This is a genomic window from Pseudomonas sp. R3-18-08, from assembly GCF_003852065.1.
In the GTDB taxonomy this organism is placed as follows: domain Bacteria; phylum Pseudomonadota; class Gammaproteobacteria; order Pseudomonadales; family Pseudomonadaceae; genus Aquipseudomonas.
In genome coordinates this window covers 557630-579627 of the sequence record NZ_CP027729.1, presented here as the reverse complement: position 1 = coordinate 579627, position 21998 = coordinate 557630, and the positions used below count along the sequence as shown (strand labels likewise).

The 21998-nt window shown below is 61.4% G+C and carries 12 protein-coding genes and 2 pseudogenes; 8 read left to right on the top strand and 6 right to left on the bottom strand.

Annotated elements, in window-relative coordinates; translation table 11 throughout:
* Nucleotides 1-46: 46 nt before the first annotated feature.
* Nucleotides 47-694 carry a peptide-methionine (S)-S-oxide reductase MsrA gene (gene msrA / locus C4J92_RS02575; protein ID WP_124402854.1) on the top strand — a complete coding sequence of 216 codons (648 nt, stop codon included), beginning with the start codon at nucleotides 47-49 and terminating at the stop codon, nucleotides 692-694.
* 135 nt (nucleotides 695-829) lie between these two features.
* Here the strand turns inward: msrA and C4J92_RS02570 are convergent, their stop codons facing one another.
* From C4J92_RS02570 to putP, 4 genes are all read right to left on the bottom strand, one after another.
* Nucleotides 830-1666 carry a 23S rRNA (adenine(2030)-N(6))-methyltransferase RlmJ gene (locus C4J92_RS02570; protein ID WP_124360963.1) on the bottom strand — a complete coding sequence of 279 codons (837 nt, stop codon included), beginning with the start codon at nucleotides 1664-1666 and terminating at the stop codon, nucleotides 830-832.
* A 78-nt stretch (nucleotides 1667-1744) separates the two neighbouring features.
* A complete protein-coding gene (locus tag C4J92_RS02565; protein ID WP_124402853.1) occupies nucleotides 1745-2470 on the bottom strand; it encodes a DUF4123 domain-containing protein in 726 nt (241 codons plus the stop codon).
* Complete coding sequence (locus tag C4J92_RS02560; RefSeq protein ID WP_124402852.1) at nucleotides 2470-4491, bottom strand: type VI secretion system tip protein VgrG; 2022 nt, start codon at nucleotides 4489-4491, stop codon at nucleotides 2470-2472. Before C4J92_RS02560 ends, C4J92_RS02565 begins: the two co-directional genes overlap by 1 nt.
* A 205-nt stretch (nucleotides 4492-4696) precedes the next feature.
* Nucleotides 4697-6181: a sodium/proline symporter PutP gene (gene putP / locus C4J92_RS02555; RefSeq protein ID WP_124365571.1), complete on the bottom strand. Its 1485-nt coding sequence runs from the start codon at nucleotides 6179-6181 to the stop codon at nucleotides 4697-4699.
* 460 nt (nucleotides 6182-6641) lie between these two features.
* Between putP and putA the strand changes: the two genes are divergently transcribed.
* Both putA and C4J92_RS02545 read left to right on the top strand, forming a co-directional pair.
* Entirely contained in the window at nucleotides 6642-10595 is a 3954-nt protein-coding gene (gene putA, locus C4J92_RS02550) for a trifunctional transcriptional regulator/proline dehydrogenase/L-glutamate gamma-semialdehyde dehydrogenase (RefSeq protein ID WP_124402851.1), read from the top strand.
* Nucleotides 10596-10869: 274 nt separating this feature from the next.
* On the top strand, nucleotides 10870-12672 hold the full coding sequence (locus C4J92_RS02545) for an acyl-CoA dehydrogenase (RefSeq protein WP_124402850.1): 1803 nt from the start codon (nucleotides 10870-10872) through the stop codon (nucleotides 12670-12672).
* Here the strand turns inward: C4J92_RS02545 and C4J92_RS02540 are convergent.
* Complete coding sequence (locus tag C4J92_RS02540) at nucleotides 12669-12959, bottom strand: cell division protein ZapA (protein WP_057724383.1); 291 nt, start codon at nucleotides 12957-12959, stop codon at nucleotides 12669-12671. The genes C4J92_RS02545 and C4J92_RS02540 overlap by 4 nt on opposite strands.
* The gene (locus C4J92_RS02535) at nucleotides 12956-13186 is read right to left on the bottom strand and encodes a hypothetical protein (RefSeq protein ID WP_124402849.1); all 231 of its coding nucleotides are present in this window, start codon (nucleotides 13184-13186) and stop codon (nucleotides 12956-12958) included. The genes C4J92_RS02540 and C4J92_RS02535 overlap by 4 nt, the downstream gene beginning before the upstream one ends.
* A gap of 223 nt (nucleotides 13187-13409) precedes the next feature.
* Here C4J92_RS02535 and C4J92_RS27400 point away from each other — a divergent pair.
* The 5 genes and pseudogenes from C4J92_RS27400 to selO all read left to right on the top strand — a co-directional run.
* A pseudogene (locus C4J92_RS27400) lies at nucleotides 13410-14234 on the top strand (MCP four helix bundle domain-containing protein); the annotation flags it as partial.
* Nucleotides 14217-15089, top strand: a complete 873-nt coding sequence (locus C4J92_RS27395) for a methyl-accepting chemotaxis protein (RefSeq protein WP_371850830.1) — start codon at nucleotides 14217-14219, stop codon at nucleotides 15087-15089. The pseudogene C4J92_RS27400 and the gene C4J92_RS27395, both read left to right, overlap by 18 nt.
* Nucleotides 15090-15315: 226 nt before the next feature.
* On the top strand, nucleotides 15316-17058 hold the full coding sequence (locus C4J92_RS02525; protein WP_124365567.1) for a potassium/proton antiporter: 1743 nt from the start codon (nucleotides 15316-15318) through the stop codon (nucleotides 17056-17058).
* Between the two features lie 48 nt (nucleotides 17059-17106).
* A pseudogene (gene mscK, locus C4J92_RS02520) lies at nucleotides 17107-20483 on the top strand (mechanosensitive channel MscK).
* Nucleotides 20484-20532: 49 nt separating this feature from the next.
* Complete coding sequence (gene selO / locus C4J92_RS02515; protein ID WP_124402847.1) at nucleotides 20533-21996, top strand: protein adenylyltransferase SelO; 1464 nt, start codon at nucleotides 20533-20535, stop codon at nucleotides 21994-21996.
* Nucleotides 21997-21998 lie beyond the last annotated feature (2 nt).

Here is a 21998-nt window from a genome sequence, read left to right as displayed (position 1 = left end):
GCTGTCTGACAATTTACTGCTAATCAACCTGACGAGAGGACTGATCATGGTCTTGCGCTCGGAAATTCTGGTGAACAAAAACGTGCTGCCTACTCAAGAACAAGCTCTGCCTGGCCGTGAAACCCCGATGACGCTGCCGCAAACGCACTTCGTCAACGGCAACCCGCTGCTGGGCCCGTTTACCGACGACGTCGGTTTTGCGATCTTCGGCCTCGGCTGCTTCTGGGGCGCAGAGCGCAAGTTCTGGCAGCGCGACGGCGTGGTCAGCACCGTGGTCGGCTACGCCGGCGGCTTCACGCCGAACCCGACCTACGAAGAAGTCTGCTCAGGCCTGACCGGCCACAGCGAGGTGGTGCTGGTGGTGTATGACCAGGCCAAAGTGAAATACGAAGACTTGCTGAAGATGTTCTGGGAACTGCACAACCCGACCCAGGGCATGCGCCAGGGCAACGATATCGGCAGCCAATACCGCTCGGTGATCTATGCCACCACGCCGGAGCAACTGGCGGCGGCTAAGGCCAGTGCCGAGGCTTATCAGCAAGAGCTGACCAAGGCCGGCCTGGGCGAGATCACCACCGAAATCGACGAAGCGCCGACGGTTTACTTCGCCGAGGCGTATCACCAGCAGTACCTGGCGAAGAATCCCCAGGGTTATTGCGGCATCGGCGGCACCGGCGTGACCTGCCCGATATAAAGGGGCAACACCGGTCAAAATGTGGGAGGGGGCTTGCTCCCGATTGCGGTGTATCAGTGACAAATGTACTGACTGACACCCCGCAATCGGGGGCAAGCCCCCTCCCACACTGGTTTGTGTTTGGCTTGAAATAGGCTATTCAGCGATGAGCCAATCCATCTGCCAGCCGCCCTGGGTCTGGCCCAGTTGCCTGGACAGCCACGGCAGCAATTCACGCAGCTCCTCTTCCAGGCCCCACGGCGGGTTGGCGATTGCCAGGCCTGAGCCGGTCAGGGTGTTGGGCGTATCCAGTGGATGCACCAGCAGCTCTACGCGCAACAGCTTCGGCGCACCGGTGCCGGCCAGGTCCTGGTAGAAGCGGCGCAACATGCGCGGATCTTTCACCGGGTACCAGATTGCCGCGACCGTCTGGCGCATGCGGCTGACGGCTTCCTTGAGGGACGCCGCGCAACGCTGCATTTCATCGAGCTTTTCAAACGGTGGATCGATCAGCATCAATGCGCGTTTTTCCGGCACCGGCAACAGGGCGCGCGGCACATGCCAGCCTTCGCCAAGGTGCACCTTGACCCGACGATCACCCTTCATGTTGTCCTTGAGCAACACGCCGTCTTCCGGGTGCTTTTCGTTGAGCAGTACACGGTCCTGGGGGCGCGTCAGGCGCCGCGCCAGCTCCGGCGAGCCTGGGTAGTAGCGCAACTGACCATCCGGGTTCATCTCGTGGAGCACGCGCATGTAATCGGCAGTGAGCGGCGGCAGGTCGTTTGCGCCCCACAGGCGGGCGATGCCTTCCAGGTATTCACCGGTGCGGTTGGCCTGGTCACCCTGCAGGTCGTACAGGCCAATGCCGGCATGGGTATCGAGGTAGGCGAACGGCTGCTCCTTGCGCGACATCAAGGCGATGAGGCGGGTCAAGGTCAGGTGTTTGAAGACATCGGCGTGGTTGCCGGCGTGAAAGGCGTGACGATAATTCATGGTTGCTCCTGCGCAGGGGGCGAAGTTTACCTTCTACCGGCGCAAAGGTGCAGGGCCGCATGGCGGCTGGTGTTTTTGTTAACTCAACTGCGCAGCGAGGTAATCGGCCAGCGCTGCATGGTTGACTCCCGGCCTGCGCGCGAACCAGGCGAGCTTGTGTTGCAAGGTGGCCGGCGTGAACGCGGCATACACATCAGGACGCTGCTCTTGCAGCCATTGCAACAGGTTGCCGACCAGTACCTGAGGCGACTGCGCAGCCAGGTGCTCGAGCAATGGCGCAGGCACTCGCCACCAGGGCCAGGGCTTGGCAGGGGTGATCTGGCCGGTCGCCACCGTCAGCGGCTGACCATTGATCAAATAACGCCCAAACACCGGCAAGACCTTCCCCGCCTCGTCACCCAATTGCTGCCACATTGGCTGAAACTGAGCGCCATCCCAGAAGCGTAGAAACACCGCCTGGTTATTGGGCATAAACACCTTGGTCAAGCTTTGCAGATGGGCGATCACGGTGTCCAACGCGCTGGAGGATACCGCCAACCAACCCCAATCGGTGGCGTGCGCGGTGGCTACCCAATCGAGAAAGGCGCTACCCGGCTCGACAATGCCCACATAAGGCATCACCTCGTCCCAATGGGCGTAGGCCGTACCCGCCCAGATCGCTCGCGGCAGCGGCCCTGCCGTCAGGTTTTGCCAGGCGACGAGCGGTTTGGCGGCGCTGGCATTGCCCAGCACTGCGAAGATGCGCTCATCGCCGCGCAAGGGAAACTGTGCCAACCAGGTGCCAGGATCCATGAGTGCCTGCATCAGGAAACCCTCCGCGCATGATCGGTGATATCACACTGCCCGCCCCGACAACGCTCGCACTCTTCGCAAAACGGCGCGCTGCGTTTCAGGCTGGCGACTTGCACAGGGCTCAGGGGGAGCGGGATAACCGCCAGTACCGTCTCCTTCAAACCGGGCGTCAACGGCGCCGCCGCAGGTGCTGGCGCCCCGCCAAGCTGGATTGGCACACTGCTGAAAATCCCGCCCGCCGACAGCGTGATCGACTGCCCTCCCGCCTGAATCGTAACGCTGGCCCCCGCATCGATGACGATGCTCTGCCCGGCGCCAATCTGAATGGTCCTGCCAGCCCGCATCTGCTGCGAGCCGCCGACCATCAGATGATCATCCTGCTTGAGCTCGGTCAGGCGGTTGCCATGGGTAATGCGCTGCTCTTCGCCGTGCAACTCATGGTGCGACTCGCCGCCGACCTTCACCCGACGCCTCTTATCAACCTGCACCTGCTGGTCGTGCAATACATGCTGGGTCCAATCACGCTGGGCACGCAGGTAGATTTCTTCGGCGCCCTTGCGGTCTTCGATGCGCAGCTCGTTGTAGCCGCCACCGCCGGGCGTGCTCTGGCTGCGAAAGATGCTGCGGGTCTTGTCCGCCGGCAGATCGAGGGGCACCGATGTCGCGGCATTGGGCAGGCAGCCCATCACCAGCGGCATATCCGGGTCGCCATTGATGAACCCCACCAGCACTTCCATGCCGACCCTGGGAATCAGCACCGTGCCATAACGGTCATGGGCCCAACCACTGGCGACTCGCAGCCAGCAGCTGGACTGATCAGTCCGCTCGCCAGCACGGTCCCAGGCCATTTGCACCTTCACCCGGCCGTATTCATCGCAGTGAATTTCGCTGTCGACGGGCCCGGTAACCACCGCGCTCTGATAGCCGGACACACTCGGGCGGGTTAGTTCAGGCAAAGGGGGACGAAACATGACATCCCATGGGGCGGCAATGAATGTGTTGCGATAGCCCTGACGAAAATCCCCGCCGGCGAGGTCTGTGACAGCCTCCTCCAACACCTGGGGTTGCATACCTTCATGGGTGATTTGCGTCACCAACCACAACCCATTCCAGTCCTCACGCGGATGCCCGCTCAGTCTGAGGAAGCGGCCGCTGACCAATCCAGGCTCATCACCCGAGCCATGCGCCAGCCGATAGTCGCTGCGATGGCGCTCCAGCCCACGCTGCGCGAGGTATTTGCCATGGGGACGCTCGCTGAAATGGCCGGGGAAGAATTGCTGCTCAAGATTGGGAAGTTGCTCGCCGGTAGCTGCACTTTCCAGCTCAAGGCGCGGTTTACGAAAATCGTAATCGCGCAGGTTCACCGATGTGGTGCGCGTTTCCAGCTCCACGGCAAACCGCTTGATCGCCGGGGTCTGCGCGACCATTCCGGAACCCGGCATATACGCGGTTGGCTGTTGCGCCTGGGCGAACACGGTCTGGTCATCGCCAAACACCAGCAGGTGCTGTTCGGCTGAATGTTGAAAGTGATAGTGAATGCCCTGCTCGGCACACAGGCGCTGAACGAATGCCAGGTCGGTTTCACCAAACTGCACGCAATACTCGCGTTCGGGGTAAGTACCGCTCAGGCGAAACTCGAATTGATTGCTCTGGATGCCCTGCCCCGTCAACACCAGCGCCACAATCTGCGGCACCGTCTTGTGCTGGAAGATACGTTGGTGGCTGCTGTGTTTCAGGTAGGTCAGGTGCGGCACAAGGCTGAACTGATAGCGCGTGAGGCGCCGCCCGGAATCACCCTGCGCTACCCGGTAAACCAGGCCATGCACACCATGGCCCTGATCATCGAAACCGAGGTACGCCGGGTGATGCAGCAGGTTCTCGAGGTTCAGGTCAGGCTGCTCGCAGACCAACTCAAGGTCAAAACGATAGGGCTGGCTGAGCGCTTCGTTACCCTTGAAGCTGTAGACCCTGAGGTCACTGGCAACCCCATCCAGGGTCAGGGTAAACGCGGTTTGATTGGCAGGAGCGAACATCCGGTGTTTCTCTGCAAAAAAATAGGCGACCGATTCTGCACCACTGTTGCGCCCTGCTGAGCAGACCCCAGGAAAATCAGTAAAACCCTACACGCGAACGTCGGAATCCTCTTCGGAGCGTCGTAAATCACAGGCAAAAAAAGGCCCGCCATCCGTAGGACGCGGGCCTTTTTGTTAACTCATCGAGCGCCCAGCGCCCGGCGAATTACTTATTGAGGTTGTAATCTTTTTCTGCGGCATCAAAGCGCTCGACCATACCGGCAGTCGGTGCACCCATCTTGCTCACGAAATAGATCGCCAGGCTGGCGAAGATGAAGCCTGGGATGATTTCGTACAGGCCCAGCACTTCGAAGTGCTTCCACACGATCACGGTGATCGCGCCGACCAGGATGCCGGCCAGTGCGCCGTTGCGGGTCATGTTTTTCCAGATCACCGAGATCAGCACCACAGGCCCGAACGCGGCGCCGAAACCGGCCCAGGCGTAGCTGACCAGGCCCAGTACGCGGTTTTCCGGGTTGGCGGCCATGGCGATGGCGATCAAGGCCACCACCAGCACCATGATCCGACCGACCCATACCAGTTCAAGCTGGGACGCGCCCTTGCGCAGGAAAGCCTTGTAGAAATCTTCGGTCAGGGCGCTGGAGCACACCAGCAACTGGCAGCTCAAAGTGCTCATCACGGCCGCCAGGATGGCCGACAGCAATACACCGGCAATCCATGGGTTGAACAGGATCTTGGCCAGTTCGATAAATACCCGCTCAGGGTTTTCAGTCACCGGGCCTGCCACTTCCGGGTGCGCCGAGAAGTAAGCGATACCGAAGAAGCCCACCGCCACGGTGCCGCCCAGGCACAGGATCATCCAGGTCATGGAGATGCGACGCGCGTTGGCAATCGACTTCACCGAATCCGCCGCCATGAACCGCGCGAGGATGTGCGGCTGGCCGAAGTAACCCAGACCCCAGCCCATCAGCGAGATAACGCCGATGAAAGTGGTGTTTTTCAGCATGTCGAAGCTGGTCGGGTCCTTGGCTTCGATGGCCAGGAAGGTGGTGTCCACGCCGCCGGTCGCCAGCAGTACGATGATCGGCGTCAGGATCAACGCGAAGATCATAAGTGTGGCTTGCACGGTATCGGTCCAGCTGACCGCCAGGAAACCGCCAACAAAGGTGTAGGCAATGGTCGCTGCGGCACCGGCCCACAGCGCAGTCTCGTAGGACATGCCGAAGGTGCTTTCGAACAGGCGGGCACCGGCCACGATGCCGGAGGCGCAGTAAATGGTGAAGAACACCAGGATCACCACAGCGGAGATGATCCGCAGCAGCCCGCTTTTATCTTCGAAGCGGCTGGAGAAGTAATCCGGCAGGGTCAGGGCGTCGCCGTTGTGTTCGGTCTGCACGCGCAGGCGACCGGCCACGAACAGCCAGTTGAGGTAGGCACCGACGATCAGGCCGATAGCAATCCAGCTTTCCGACAAGCCCGACATGTAGATCGCGCCCGGCAGGCCCATCAACAACCAGCCGCTCATATCGGAAGCGCCGGCGGACAAAGCGGTCACCACGCTACCGAGGCTGCGACCGCCCAGGATGTAATCGGAAAGGTTATTGGTGGAGCGATAGGCCATCAAGCCGATCAGTACCATTGCTGCGATGTAGATCACGAACGTGATCAGGGTGGGATTACTAACGCTCATAGAAGTGACGCCCTGGCTTTGTTTTTATGTAGCGACGGTCTGTCAGCCCGCTACCGGTGTTAACCGGGTAAACGATGCTGCCTGCCGCGCATTTATGACTGACGTTTCCCCAGGAAAGCCGCCAGCCGATGAACCGACTGTGGAAGTGGTTGCACCTTGGTGCGCGAATGCTATTCAACAAAGCAAATAAGGTGCAACCAGTTTCTCGTGAATAAGTTGCACCTACGCGTATTTCGGGACAAACGCCGGTTTTTTGCTCCTTTTCGGAGCAAGAACACTCTATCTCAGAATGAAATGCACCACCAAAGCGCCGATTCGGCAGAAGGCCGGATTTTTTCCGATCAACCGTCGAAAATTTCTTGAACAAAAAGGGTTGCACCCGGTTGCACCTCATCATGGGCAAAGCTAATCTTGCCGCCAGCAGATGCCACTCGGTAGTGGCACCCATGAGGATAACAAAATGGCTACGACCACCCTTGGGGTCAAACTCGACGACCCGACCCGCGAGCGCCTGAAGACCGCCGCGTCCTCCATTGATCGCACGCCGCACTGGCTGATCAAACAGGCAATTTTCAATTACCTGGAGAAACTCGAGGGTGGTGCAACCCTTTCCGAACTTAACGGTTCGGGCAGCAAGGATGCCGACGACGCCGGCGAAGTCCAGCATGACCACGCGCACCAGTGCTTCCTCGAGTTCGCCGAGAGCATCCTGCCGCAATCTGTACTGCGCGCCTCGATCACCGCCGCTTACCGTCGCCCCGAGCCGGAAGTGGTGCCGATGCTGATCGAGCAGGCGCGCCTGCCGGTAGAAATGGCCGAAGCCACCAACAAGCTGGCCGCCACGATTGCCGAAAAATTGCGCAACCAGAAAAGCGCTGGCGGCCGTGCCGGTATCGTTCAGGGCCTGCTGCAGGAATTTTCCCTGTCGTCCCAGGAAGGCGTGGCGCTGATGTGCCTGGCCGAAGCGCTGCTGCGCATCCCGGACAAAGGCACGCGCGATGCACTGATCCGCGACAAGATCAGCACCGGCAACTGGCACCCGCACCTGGGCAACAGCCCGTCGCTGTTCGTCAATGCTGCTACCTGGGGCCTGCTGTTGACCGGCAAACTGGTCGCGACCCATAACGAAGCAGGCTTGACCTCGTCCCTGAGCCGCATCATCGGCAAAAGCGGCGAGCCGATGATCCGCAAGGGCGTCGACATGGCCATGCGCCTGATGGGTGAACAGTTCGTCACCGGCGAAACCATCGCCGAAGCCCTGGCCAATGCGAGCAAGTTCGAAGCCAAGGGTTTCCGCTATTCCTACGACATGCTCGGGGAAGCCGCCCTCACCGAACACGACGCCCAGAAGTACCTGGCTTCGTATGAACAAGCCATTCACTCCATCGGCAAAGCGTCCCACGGCCGTGGGATCTATGAAGGCCCAGGCATCTCCATCAAGCTCTCCGCTCTGCACCCGCGTTACAGCCGCGCGCAGTACGAACGGGTGATGGACGAACTGTACCCGCGCCTGTTGTCGCTGACCCTGCTGGCCAAGCAATACGACATCGGCCTGAACATCGATGCCGAAGAAGCCGACCGCCTCGAGTTGTCCCTGGACCTGCTCGAGCGCCTGTGCTTCGAGCCGCAACTGACTGGCTGGAACGGCATCGGTTTCGTGATCCAGGCCTACCAGAAGCGTTGCCCTTACGTGATCGACTACGTGATCGACCTGGCACGCCGCAGCCGCCACCGTCTGATGATCCGTCTGGTCAAAGGCGCGTACTGGGACAGCGAAATCAAGCGCGCCCAGGTTGAAGGCCTGGAAGGCTACCCCGTGTACACCCGCAAGGTGTATACCGACGTTTCCTACATTGCCTGCGCACGCAAACTGCTCTCGGTGCCGGAAGCCATCTACCCGCAGTTCGCCACGCACAACGCCCATACGTTGTCGGCCATCTATCACATTGCCGGTCAGAACTATTACCCCGGCCAGTACGAGTTCCAATGCCTGCACGGCATGGGCGAACCGCTGTACGAGCAAGTGGTAGGCAAAGTTTCCGAAGGCAAGCTGAACCGTCCCTGCCGCGTGTACGCACCGGTCGGCACTCACGAAACACTGCTGGCGTACCTGGTACGTCGCCTGCTGGAAAACGGTGCGAACACCTCGTTCGTCAACCGCATCGCCGATCACTCCATCTCGATTCAGGAGCTGGTGGCCGATCCAGTGGCGAACATCGAGCAGATGGCGACGGCGGAAGGCGGCTTCGGCCTGCCGCACCCGCGTATCCCGCTGCCGCGTGACCTGTACGGCAGCGACCGCGCCAATTCGGCCGGTATCGACCTGGCCAACGAGCATCGCCTGGCTTCGCTGTCCTGCGCCCTGCTGGCCACCGCCCACAACGACTGGAAAGCCGCGCCGATGCTCGGTTGCGCCGCCAGCGAACAACCGGCTGCAGCGGTGCTGAACCCGTCCGACGTGCGCGATGTGGTCGGCCACGTTCAGGAGGCCACCGTCGAAGACGTCGACAACGCCATCCAGTGCGCCATCAGCGCCGCGCCGATCTGGCAGGCCACCCCGCCCGCCGAACGCGCCGCGATCCTGGAGCGCGCCGCCGACCTGATGGAAGGCGAGATCCAGCCATTGATGGGCCTGCTGGCCCGTGAAGCCGGCAAGACCTTCGCCAACGCCATCGCTGAAGTGCGCGAAGCCGTGGACTTCCTGCGCTACTACGCGGTGCAGGCGCGTAATGATTTCACCAACGACGCCCACCGCCCGTTGGGCCCGGTGGTGTGCATCAGCCCATGGAACTTCCCGCTGGCAATCTTCAGCGGCCAGGTCGCGGCGGCATTGGCTGCCGGTAATCCGGTGCTGGCCAAACCGGCCGAACAAACCCCGCTGGTCGCCGCCCAGGCCGTGCGCATCCTGCTCGAAGCCGGTATTCCGCAAGGCGTGCTGCAATTGCTGCCGGGCCAGGGCGAAAGTATCGGTGCCCGCCTGGTCGGTGATGATCGTGTCAAAGGCGTGATGTTCACCGGCTCCACCGAGGTTGCGCGCTTGCTGCAACGCAATGTCGCCGGTCGCCTGGATGCCCAGGGCCGTCCGATTCCGCTGATCGCCGAAACCGGTGGCCAGAACGCGATGATCGTGGATTCCTCGGCGCTCACCGAACAAGTGGTGATTGACGTGGTGTCGTCGGCTTTCGACAGCGCCGGCCAACGTTGCTCGGCCCTGCGCGTATTGTGCCTGCAGGAAGATTCGGCAGACCGTGTCATCGAAATGCTCAAGGGCGCCATGGCGGAATGCCGCCTGGGCAACCCGGAACGCCTGTCGGTGGATATCGGCCCGGTGATCGACGCCGAAGCCAAGGCTGGTATCGAGAAACACATCCAGGCCATGCGCGACAAAGGCCGCAACGTTTACCAGGTGGCGATTGCCGATGGCGAAGAGATCAAGCGTGGCACCTTCGTGATGCCCACCCTGATCGAGCTGGAAAGCTTCGATGAGCTGCAACGCGAAATCTTCGGCCCGGTGCTGCACGTGGTGCGCTACAAGCGCAAAGAGATCGACCAGCTCATCAGCCAGATCAATGCCTCCGGCTACGGCCTGACCCTGGGCGTGCACACCCGCATCGACGAGACCATCGCCAAGGTGATCGACAACGTCAATGCCGGTAACGTCTACGTCAACCGAAACATCGTGGGTGCCGTGGTGGGCGTGCAGCCGTTCGGCGGCGAAGGCCTGTCGGGTACCGGCCCGAAAGCCGGTGGCCCGCTGTACCTGTACCGCCTGCTGTCGACTCGTCCTACCGATGCGATCGAGCAATCCTTCGTACGTGGCGACAAGCTGGCTGCGCCGGATGTGCGCCTGCGCGACGCCATGAGCCAACCGCTGACCGCGTTGAAAACCTGGGCCGACAGCCACAACTTCAGCGAACTGAGCGCCCTGTGCAGCCAATTCGCCGCCCAGTCGCAAAGCGGTATCACCCGCCAACTGGCCGGCCCGACCGGCGAGCGCAACAGCTATGCGATCCTGCCGCGTGAACACGTGCTGTGCCTGGCGGAAGTGGAAGGTGACCTGCTGACCCAACTCGCTGCGGTATTGGCGGTAGGCGGTTCTGCGGTATGGCCGGAAACCGAGCTGACCAAGGCCGTGTTCCCACGCCTGCCGAAAGATATTCAGACGAAGATCAAGCGCGTGGCCGACTGGACCAAAGACGACGTGGTGTTCGACGCTGTCCTGCACCACGGTGATTCCGACCAGCTGCGTGCGGTGTGCCAGCAAGTGGCGCAGCGCGGTGGGGCGATTGTTGGGGTGCATGGTTTGTCACAGGGCGAAACATCCATTGCCCTGGAGCGGTTGGTGATCGAGCGGGCGTTGAGCGTTAACACGGCTGCTGCCGGCGGTAATGCGAGCCTGATGACCATCGGTTAAACGCGGGCTGATCGTTCCCACGCTCCGCGTGGGAACGCAGCTCAAGGACGCTCTGCGTCCAGAAGCGTGACGCGGAGCGTCAAGAGAGGCGTTTCCACGCAGAGCGTGGGAACGATCTTAAACACACTGCTATCGGGGCCAAGCCCCCTCCCACATTTGGCCTCATTTCAATTCCCTGCCTGCGTTCTGCCCCTCCATCACCCAGATCAATCTTGCTATCCAGCCTCTATTCGCACACTTAGACTCACGGCAATTCCTTAAAAGGTAAGCCGCCATGTCCGAGACGCTGCTCAGTTCCCGCAATCTGGCTTTCGAGCTATATGAAGTCCTCGATGCCGAGGGCCTGACCCAGCGCGAGCGGTTTGCCGAGCACAATCGCGAAACCTTCGACGCCGCCATCAGCACAGCGCGCAACATTGCCGAAAAGTACTTCGCGCCTCACAACCGCAAGAACGATGAAAACGAACCGCGTTACGAAGACGGTAAGGCGATTCTGATTCCGGAAGTGAAACCGGCGGTAGATGCCTTCCTGGAAGCCGGTTTCCTCAATGCCGCCCGCAGCTTCGAAGCCGGCGGCATGCAGTTGCCGACCCTGCTGTCCCAGGCCTGCTTCGCTCACTTCCAATCCGCCAACGCGGCCTCTACGTCCTACCCGTTCCTGACCATGGGCGCCGCCAACCTGATCGAAAGTTTCGGCACCGAGGAGCAGAAACAGCGCTTCCTGCAACCTATGATCGAAGGCCGCTTCTTCGGCACCATGGCCTTGACCGAGCCGCACGCTGGTTCATCCCTGTCGGATATTCGTACCCGCGCGGAGCCTGCGGCTGACGGCAGCTATCGGCTGAAGGGCAACAAGATCTTCATCTCCGGCGGCGACCATCCGCTGTCGGAAAACATCGTGCATATGGTGCTGGCCAAGCTGCCCGATGCACCGGCCGGGGTGAAGGGCATTTCGTTGTTTATCGTGCCCAAATTCCTGGTCAACGCTGACGGCAGCCTGGGCGAGCGCAACGATGTACTGCTGGCCGGGCTGTTTCACAAGATGGGCTGGCGCGGCACGACGTCCACAGCACTCAATTTTGGCGATAACGGCAACTGTGTCGGCTATCTGGTCGGCAAACCGCACCAGGGCCTGAGTTGCATGTTCCAGATGATGAACGAGGCACGGATCGGCGTCGGCATGGGCGCGGTGATGCTCGGTTACGCGGGCTATCTCTACTCGTTGGAGTACGCCCGCGAACGTCCGCAAGGCCGCCTGCCGGACAGCAAAGACCCGAGCACCGCACCGGTGTCGATCATCCAGCACGCCGATATCAAACGTATGCTGCTGACCCAAAAAGCCTACGTGGAAGGCGCCTTCGACCTGGGCCTGTACGCCGCACGCCTGTTCGACGACACCACCACCCTGCCAAGCGAAACCGAACGCAAACAAGCCCACGAGTTGCTGGACCTGCTGACCCCCATCGTCAAATCCTGGCCGTCGGAGTTCTGCCTCAAGGCCAACGAACTGGCGATTCAGATTCTCGGCGGCCATGGCTATACCCGCGAGTACCCGGTCGAGCAGTACTACCGCGATAACCGCCTGAATCCGATCCACGAAGGCACCCATGGCATCCAGTCCCTGGACCTGCTTGGGCGTAAGTTGGCGCAGAACGGCGGTGCCGGGCTCAAGCAATTGATTCGACTGATCGCCGAGACAGGTGCTCGAGCGCAGCCATACCCATCGCTCACCGCACTGAGGGAACCGCTGGAGCAATTGGTCAACCGCCTGCAACGCGTGACCCTCGGCCTGCTGAGCGATCTCGCCCAGGGCAAGGTCAACAGCAGCCTGGCGAACTCGGCGCTGTACCTGAAAGTGTTCGGGCACACGGTAATTGGCTGGCGCTGGCTGGAACAGGCAATTCGCGCCGAAGAAGGGCTGGCCAAGGGCAATGCGGCCGATGTGGCCTTCTATAAAGGCAAGCTCCAGGCCGCCCGGTACTTCCTGACCTGGGAAGTACCAAGCTGCCATCATGAACTGGCGATTCTGGAGGCACGCGACGATACGTGCCTGGGGATGCAGGATGCGTGGTTCTAAGGCTGGATCGCCTTGGAAATCACCTCGACCGTGGCGCTGACTTGCTCTTGGTAACGGTCGAGTTCCTGTTGGTGAGCCTGCTGCATTTCGATCTGCTCGGCGCACAGGTTCAGCGCGGCCAATACCAATAATTTGTCACCAATGAGGGTCGGGTACTTTTTTTTGGTCGTGGCCAGGGAAGCCTTGAGCATGGTCACGGCGTGCATCAGGGTTTGGTCTTCCCCGGCCGGCGCCTTGATCGAGTAATCCTCACCGAGAATCGAAACGACCTTTATCCCTTCATTCATGCGCTGACAGGCCCTGCGCTCACACGCTCAACCAGTGCCTGGATGCGGGCAGCGGTGGCGCCATGCTTTTCTTCCTGTTCCATCAGGTTCAGTTGCAGGCTGTCGTTTTCGTCCTTGGACTGGGCCAACTGCGCCTTGAGGGATTCGTTGCTGCTCAGCAGGTCCTGGTTCTGCTGTACCAGGTCGTTGACCAGTTGTTCCAGTTGGCTGAGGGATGTTTCTAACATTTTGATTTCTCGGGCTTTTTAAAAGGGCGGTGACGATAAAGAAAATTCACCTCGGATGCCAGGGTTATCCCCGGCGCGCAGCCCGATGCTCAAGGGCCGGGCCGCGCTTTCGAGCCTTAGTGACTGTAATTACCCGATCTGGTTCCTGAATCCGTACAACCCCTGGTCAGCTGCGACAAAAGCGCGCGCCCCCTTAAGACTTTAGTCGCAGGGCCGATACGCGATGTACACCCCGTCTCATGGCCGCACGGATCGCGCTTCTCCCCAGGATTCCAGCATGTCTCTCCGTAATATGAATATCGCCCCGAGGGCTTTCCTCGGCTTCGCGTTTATCGGCGCGTTGATGTTGTTTCTCGGCGTGTTCGCCCTGAACCAGATGAGCAAGATCCGTGCTGCCACCGAAGACATCACCCTGTCCAGCGTGCCAAGCATCCGCGCCCTCGACGAATTCACTCAGCTGACCTTGCGCCTGCGCGTATTGTCGTACCGCTTGCTCACCAACCGCGAGCCGGAGGTACAGCAGAAAACCCTGGAAGCCTTCGACGTGCGCAACCAGCAGATCCGCACCGCCCAGGGCGTGTATGAAAAGCTGATCGAGAGCCGCGAAGAACGCGCGACCTACGATGAATACGTGCGATTGCTGGCCCAGTACCATCAGATCGAAGAGCGCATGAAAAGCCTGTCACGGGCCAACCAGGTCGACGAATTGCGCGCCCTGCTCAACACCGAACTGCTGAGCAACTCCGAGCAGGTCAATGCGGTGCTCGGCCGCCTGCTGGAAATCAACAACAGCATGGCCCTGGCCACCAACCAGCAGGCCGAAGACCAGTACGACCTGGCCTTCAACATGGTCGTGGGCCTGCTGGTGGTCGCCACCGCGCTGACCCTGTTGTTCGCCTGGCTGTTGACTCGCAGCATCACCGTGCCGATTTCCCAAGCGCTGGAAGCGGCCGAAGAAGTGGCCGAAGGCAACCTCACGCGCCCGATCAAAGTCGACGGCAACGATGAGGCCGGCCGCCTGCTCGCCGCCATGGCCAAGATGCAGGACAAACTGCGCGACACCCTGCAACGCATCGCCGGCTCCGCCACGCAACTGGCGTCGGCCGCCGAAGAGCTCAACGCCGTCACCGACGAAAGCGCGCGTGGCCTGACCCAGCAGAACAATGAGATCGAACAGGCCGCCACCGCGGTGAACGAAATGACCAGCGCGGTCGAGGAAGTCGCGCGCAATGCCGTGAGCACCTCCGAAGCCTCGCGCAACGCCACCACCTCGGCCGGTGATGGCCGTGACCTGGTGCAGGAAACCGTCAGCGCCATCGAGCGCATGAGCGGCGACGTGCAAGCCACCGCGACCTTGATCGGTGAGTTGGCCAATGAATCCCGCGATATCGGCAAAGTGCTGGATGTAATCCGTGGCCTGGCCGACCAGACCAACCTGCTGGCCCTCAACGCGGCCATCGAAGCGGCGCGGGCCGGTGAGGCCGGGCGTGGTTTTGCGGTAGTGGCGGACGAGGTCCGGGCACTGGCCCATCGTACCCAGCAGTCCACCAGCGAGATCGAGCGCATGATCGGCAGCATCCAGGCCGGCACCGAGCATGCGGTGGATTCGATGCGCAACAGCACTGAGCGCGCCGAATCCACGCTGAACATCGCCAAGGGCGCAGGAATGTCGCTGGACACCATCAACACGGCAATTGTCGAGATCAACGAGCGCAACCTGGTGATCGCCAGTGCAGCGGAAGAACAGGCGCAGGTCGCGCGGGAAGTCGACCGTAACCTGGTGAATATCCGCGATCTGTCGGTGCAATCGGCGACAGGCGCCAGCCAGACCAGCGCGGCGAGCAGCGAGCTGTCGCGCCTGGCGGTGGATTTGAACGGGATGGTTGGCCGCTTCCGCCTGTAAAAATGTGGGGGGGCTTTGATCGTTCCCACGCTCCGCGTGGGAATGCCTCAGGTGACGCTTTGCGTCACGACGTCAAGAGCGGACGCGCAGCGTCCAATGAGGCGTTCCCACGCAGAGCGTGGGAACGATCTTTTGACAGCGCAGCAATTCAACAGGTTAGAATCCCTGGCACGCAGACTGCATGGTCAGTTTGCGCCCTGTCTTTCCCTGCTCTGGAGTACTGCCTTTGAATGCGACGACCATCAACAGCCTGTTCTTGATCGGCGCGTTGCTGGTGAGTGCGAGCATTCTGGTGAGTTCTCTGTCGTCGCGCCTGGGCATCCCGATCCTGGTGATCATCCTGGCCGTGGGCATGATCGCCGGCGTCGATGGCGGCGGCATCATCTTCGATAACTACCCGACCGCCTACCTGGTGGGCAACCTGGCGCTGGCCGTGATCCTGCTCGACGGCGGTTTGCGCACGCGGGTGGCGAGTTTCCGCGTGGCACTCTGGCCTGCGTTGTCCCTGGCCACGGTGGGCGTGTTGATCACCACCGGCCTCACCGGCATGGCCGCGGCCTGGCTGTTCGACCTAAACATCGTGCAGGGCTTGCTGATCGGCGCCATTGTTGGTTCCACGGACGCCGCAGCCGTGTTCTCGCTGCTGGGCGGCAAGGGCTTGAACGAACGGGTGACCGCCAGCCTGGAAATCGAATCCGGCAGCAACGACCCGATGGCGGTGTTCCTCACCGTGACCCTGATCGACATGCTCGCCAGCGGCCAGACCGGCCTGCATTGGAGCCTGCTGACCCACCTGATCCGCGAGTTCGGCATCGGCGGCCTGGTCGGCCTGGGCGGCGGCTGGCTGATGCTGCAGATGGTCAACCGCATCAACCTGGCCACCGGCCTGTACCCGATCCTGGTGATCGCCGGCGGCCTGTTCGTCTTCGCGCTGACCAACGCCTTGCACGGCAGCGGCTTTCTCGCCGTGTACCTGTGCGGCCTGGTGATCGGCAACCGTCCAGTGCGCAGCCGTCATGGCATCCTGCATATGCTCGACGGCATGGCCTGGCTGGCGCAGATCGGCATGTTCCTGGTGCTGGGCCTGCTGGTCACGCCCCATGACTTGCTGCCGATCGCCCTGCCGGCACTGGGCCTGGCGCTGTGGATGATCCTGTTTGCACGGCCGCTGTCGGTGATGGTCGGCCTGTTGCCTTTCAAGGCGTTCCACGGCCGGGAAAAAGCCTTTATCGCCTGGGTCGGCCTGCGCGGCGCGGTGCCGATCATCCTTGCGGTGTTCCCGCTGATGGCCGGCCTGCCCCATGCCCAGCTGTACTTCAACCTGGCGTTCTTTATCGTGCTGGTGTCGCTGCTGGTGCAGGGCACCAGCCTGCCGTGGGTGGCCAAGTTGCTGAAAGTCACCGTACCGCCAGACCCGGCGCCGATTTCCCGCGCGGCCCTGGAAGTGCATGTCACCAGCGAGTGGGAGCTGTTCGTCTACCGCCTGGGCGCAGAGAAATGGTGCATCGGCGCCGCCCTGCGCGAGTTGAAAATGCCCGAGGGCACGCGGATCGCGGCGCTATTCCGTGGCCAGCAACTGCTCCATCCGTCGGGTAGTACGGTGCTGGAAGTCGATGATTTGCTCTGCGTCATCGGCCATGAACACAACCTGCCGGCCCTGGGCAAACTGTTCAGCCAGGCCCCGCAACGCGGCCTCGACCTGCGCTTCTTCGGCGACTTCGTACTCGAAGGCGACGCCCAGCTCGGCGCGGTGTCGGCGCTGTACGGGCTCAAGCTCGAAGGTATCGACCCGGACATGCCGTTGAGCCGCTTCATCACCCAGAAAGTCGGCGGCGCGCCGGTGGTGGGCGACCAGGTGGAGTGGAACAACACCATCTGGACCGTCGCGGTCATGGACGGGAACAAGATTGGCAAAGTCGGCGTCAGATTCCCCGAAGGAAGTCGCCCGGGCCCCGGGCTCTTCCTCTAAACTGCGGGGCCACACGCCCCGATTCTTCATCTAGCTCGACCGGTCTCTATGCCAACCCTGCGCACTTTTCTCGCCACTGCCCTGCTGGGCCTGACTCTTTGTGTTGGCACCGTTCACGCGGCCGACCCACCCAGCGCCGACGCCGTCCAGCAAACCCTGGACAAACTGCCCGACCGCAAGCTGCCCGACGCCGACATGAAGGCGTTGCAGAGCATCCTGCAACAGACCCTGACGTTCCTGGCTAACAAGCAGGAGTACGAGCAGCGCCTGGCAGATCTGAAGCGCCAGCTGGAAGATGCCCCGCGCCAGACGACGGACAACCAGCGCGAGCTGACTCGGCTCAAGGCCACCAGAATCATCCCGGTGGCCCAACGCTACGCCAGCCTGCCCGTGCCGCAGCTTGAACAATTGCTGGTGCAACGCACCACCCAGCAAGGTGATCTGCAAAAAGAGCTTGCCGACGCCAATAGTCTGACCATCGCCGCCCAAACCCGCCCCGAGCGCGCCCAAACCGAAATCAGCAGCAGCCAGACGCGCATCCAGCAGATCAATGCGACCCTCAAGACCGGCAAAGACAACGGCAAAGCCCTTAGCGCCGACCAGCGCAACCAGCTCAACGCCGAACTCGCCGCCCTGAATGCGCTGATCCCCCTGCGCCGCCAGGAACTGGCCGGCAACAGCCAGTTGCAAGACCTGGGCAACAGCCAGCACGACCTGATCCAGGAAAAAACCGCGCGCCTGGAGCAGGAAATCCAGGACCTGCAAACCCTGATCAACCAGAAACGCCTGGCCCAGTCCCAGCAGACGGTGACCCAACAGTCCATCGAAGCACAGAAAGCCGGCGGCAGCAGCCTGCTGGCCACGGAAAGCGCGGCCAACCTGAAGCTCTCCGACTACTTGCTCAAGAGCACCGACCGCCTCAACGACCTGACCCAGAAAAACCTGCAGACCAAGCAGCAACTGGACACCGTCACCCAAAGCGATTCGGCGCTGGACGAGCAGATCAACGTGCTCAAGGGCAGCCTGCTGCTGTCCAAGATCCTCTACAAGCAGAAACAGGCGCTGCCACGCCTGACCGTCGACCGTGACCTGGCCGACGACATCGCCAACATTCGCCTGTACCAGTTCGAGGTCAACCAGCAGCGCGAGCTGATCAGCTCGCCCAGCGCGTATGTGGATAACCTGCTGGCCAACCAGCCGCCGGACGACGTCACCCCGCAATTGCGTCGCACCCTGCTGGAACTGGCAATCACCCGCAGCGACCTGCTGGAGCGCCTGAGCCGTGAATTGAGCGCACTGCTCAACGAATCCATCACCCTGCAACTGAACCAGAAACAACTGTTGAGCACCGCCACCACCCTGCGCGCCACGCTCGATGAACAGATGTTCTGGATCCCGAGCAACAAGCCGCTGGACACCGAGTGGCTGGAAACCGTACCGGCGCACCTGAGCAAGCAAGTCACCACCCTGCCCTGGGCCTCCAGCGTCAGCGAACTGTATGACGGCCTGACCCAGCGCCCGTGGCTGTTCCTGCCGCTGCTGCTGTTGATCGGCGCGCTGCTGTGGCGGCGCAAGGCGCTGTATCAGCGCCTCAACAAAGTTCACCTGGACATCGGTCACTTCAAGCGCGACAGCCAGTGGCACACGCCCCAGGCGATCCTGATCAATATCCTGCTGGCGATGCCGGTGTCCCTCGGCCTGGCGCTGTGCGGCTATGCGTTGCAGATCGACGCCCGTGGGCAGAACGCCAACCTGGGCTCGGCTTTGTTGCAGATCGCCCAGGCGTGGCTGGTGTTCTACACCGCTTACCGCATCCTGGCGCCCGGCGGCGTGGCCGAGCTGCACTTTCGCTGGGAAAAGCCCCAGGTGGAATTCCTGCAAGGTTGGGTACGCAAGCTCGGGCTGGTGGTACTGGCCCTGGTGGCCGTGGTGGCCATCGCCGAACACCAACCGGCGGCACTCGCCGAAGACGTGCTGGGCATCGCCGTGGTACTCACCTGCTACGCGCTGATGGCGTGGTTGCTCAGCCGCCTGCTGCTGAACAGCCCCACCCATGAAAAAGCCTCGCTGTTTCGCAAGACGATCGGGCTGGTCTTCACCGCCCTGCCCGTCGCATTGTTTATTGCCGTGTGCTTTGGCTACTACTACACCGCACTGAAACTCAGCGACCGCTTGATCAACACCCTGTACCTGCTGATGTTCTGGCTGGTAATCGAAGCCACCTTCGTGCGCTGGCTGAGCGTTGCCGCCCGACGCCTGGCGTATGCCCGCGCCCTGGCCAAACGTCAGGCCGCCAAGGAAGCCGGTGAAGGCGAAGCGGTGGTGGAAGAGCCCACCCTGGACATCGAAAAGGTCAACGAACAATCCTTGCGCCTGATCCGCCTGGCCTTGCTCGGGGCTTTATCGCAGCCCTGTACTGGGTCTGGTCGGACCTGATCTCGGTATTTTCCTACCTCGATAACGTCACGCTGTACGAATACACCAGCGGCACCGGCTCGAATATCAGCATGGTGCCGATCAGCATCGGCGACATGCTCGGCGCGCTGATCATCATCGGTATCACCTTCGCCCTGGCACGCAACCTGCCCGGTCTACTCGAAGTATTGGTGCTGTCCAAACTGGAGCTCGCACAAGGCAGCGCGTATGCCACCACGACGCTGCTGTCCTATGTGATTGCCGGCGTAGGTTTTGTCTCCACCTTGTCCACCCTGGGCGTGAGCTGGGACAAGTTGCAATGGTTGGTGGCCGCGCTGTCGGTCGGCCTGGGCTTCGGCATGCAGGAAATCTTCGCCAACTTCATCTCCGGCATCATGATCCTGTTCGAACGCCCCGTGCGCATCGGCGACACCATCACCATCGGCAACCTGTCGGGCACGGTGAGCAAGATCCGCATTCGCGCCACCACCATCACCGATTTCGACAACAAGGACATCATTGTCCCGAACAAGACCTTCATTACCGGGCAACTGATCAACTGGTCGCTGACCGACACCATCACTCGCGTCACCTTGAAACTGGGCGTGGACTACGGCTCCGACCTGGATCTGGTGAAGGAATTGTTACTCAAGGCCGCAAAGGAAAACCCACGGGTACTCAAAGAGCCCGAGCCCCACGTGTATTTCCTCAACTTCGGCGAAAGCACCCTCGACCACGAGCTGCGCATGCATGTGCGCGACCTGGGCGACCGCAACCCTGTGCTGGACGAGGTCAACCGCTTTATCAACCGTGAGTTCAAGAAACAGCACATCAACATCTCGTTCAGGCAGATGGAGGTGTATCTGAAAAACATGCAAGGCCAGGAATACAAACTGGTCCCGGTGGAAGACGAGCGCAAGACCATCGTCGCGCCCGAGCAGGACACCCCCGAGCCGCCCGCCGGAAAAGTCGCAGACGCGCCTGAACCACCGCCGAGCAAACTCGACTAACGAATTTACCCCCAGCAAAACGTTGGGGGCATCCTGCTGGAGATGGCCGGTGAAAGCCCTCGACGAACTGACCTTCGACAACCGCTTCGCACGCCTGGGCGATGCGTTCTCAACCCACGTTCTGCCCGAGCCCCTCGACGAGCCGCGCCTGGTGGTGGCAAGCAACGCCGCCATGGCCCTGCTCGACCTTGACCCGGCCGTGGCCGAAACGCCCGTGTTTGCCGAACTGTTCGGTGGCCACAAGCTATGGGCCGAAGCGGAACCGCGGGCGATGGTCTATTCCGGGCACCAGTTCGGCGGCTACACCCCGCAACTGGGTGATGGCCGAGGGTTGCTGCTGGGCGAGGTGTATAACCAGGCCGGCGAACATTGGGACCTGCACCTCAAGGGCGCCGGCATGACGCCCTACTCGCGGATGGGCGACGGGCGTGCGGTATTGCGCTCCTCGATCCGTGAGTTCCTCGCCTCCGAAGCCCTCCATGCATTGGGCATCCCCAGCAGTCGCGCCTTGTGCGTGATCGGCTCCAGTACACCGGTATGGCGTGAAAAACAGGAACGCGGGGCGATGGTGTTGCGCCTGGCACCCAGCCATATCCGCTTCGGGCATTTCGAATATTTCTATTACACCAAGCAGGCCGAGCAGCAGGCCCAGCTGGCTGAACACGTCTTGAACCTGCACTTTCCCGAGTGCCGCGAACAACCGGAACCTTACCTGGCGATGTTCCGTGAAGTCGTCGAACGCAATGCCGAGATGATCGCCAAATGGCAGGCGTATGGCTTCTGCCATGGCGTGATGAACACCGACAACATGTCGATTCTGGGCATCACCTTCGACTTCGGGCCGTTTGCGTTTCTGGATGATTTCGATGCGCACTTCATCTGCAACCATTCCGATCATGAGGGGCGTTATTCCTTCAGCAATCAGGTGCCGATCGGGCAGTGGAACCTCAGCGCGCTGGCCCAGGCGCTGACGCCGTTTATCAGCGTTGACGCCCTCAAAGAAGCCCTTGGCCTGTACCTGCCGCTGTATCAAGCGCACTACCTGGACCTGATGCGTCGCCGGTTGGGCCTGACGACCGCCGAAGACGACGACCAGCAGCTGGTAGAACGCTTGCTCAAGCTGATGCAGAACAGCGGCGTGGATTACACGCTGTTTTTCCGACGTCTTGGCGATGAGTCGGCAGCCTTGGCAGTCACGCGGCTACGCGATGACTTTGTCGACCTGGCCGGTTTCGATGCCTGGGCCGAGTTGTACAAGGCCCGTGTTACCCGAGACGGGGACGACAGCGAGGTAAAGCGCCGTGAGCGCATGCACGCCGTGAACCCGCTTTACATCCTGCGCAATTACCTCGCTCAAAACGCTATCGCCGCCGCCGAGTCAGGCGATTACAGCGAAGTGCGACGGCTGCATGAGGTGCTGACCAAGCCGTTTGAGGAACAAGCGGGAGTGGAACAGTACGCACAGCGGCCGCCGGATTGGGGCAAGCATTTGGAGATTAGTTGTTCGTCTTGACC

Coding starts and splice junctions, on each gene's coding strand:
- msrA (WP_124402854.1), top strand. CDS start 47: ATGGTCTTGCGCTCGGAAATTCTGGTGAACAAAAACGTGCTGCCTACT.
- C4J92_RS02570 (WP_124360963.1), bottom strand. CDS start 1,666: ATGAATTATCGTCACGCCTTTCACGCCGGCAACCACGCCGATGTCTTC.
- C4J92_RS02565 (WP_124402853.1), bottom strand. CDS start 2,470: ATGCAGGCACTCATGGATCCTGGCACCTGGTTGGCACAGTTTCCCTTG.
- C4J92_RS02560 (WP_124402852.1), bottom strand. CDS start 4,491: ATGTTCGCTCCTGCCAATCAAACCGCGTTTACCCTGACCCTGGATGGG.
- putP (WP_124365571.1), bottom strand. CDS start 6,181: ATGAGCGTTAGTAATCCCACCCTGATCACGTTCGTGATCTACATCGCA.
- putA (WP_124402851.1), top strand. CDS start 6,642: ATGGCTACGACCACCCTTGGGGTCAAACTCGACGACCCGACCCGCGAG.
- C4J92_RS02545 (WP_124402850.1), top strand. CDS start 10,870: ATGTCCGAGACGCTGCTCAGTTCCCGCAATCTGGCTTTCGAGCTATAT.
- C4J92_RS02540 (WP_057724383.1), bottom strand. CDS start 12,959: ATGAATGAAGGGATAAAGGTCGTTTCGATTCTCGGTGAGGATTACTCG.
- C4J92_RS02535 (WP_124402849.1), bottom strand. CDS start 13,186: ATGTTAGAAACATCCCTCAGCCAACTGGAACAACTGGTCAACGACCTG.
- C4J92_RS27395 (WP_371850830.1), top strand. CDS start 14,217: ATGGCCAAGATGCAGGACAAACTGCGCGACACCCTGCAACGCATCGCC.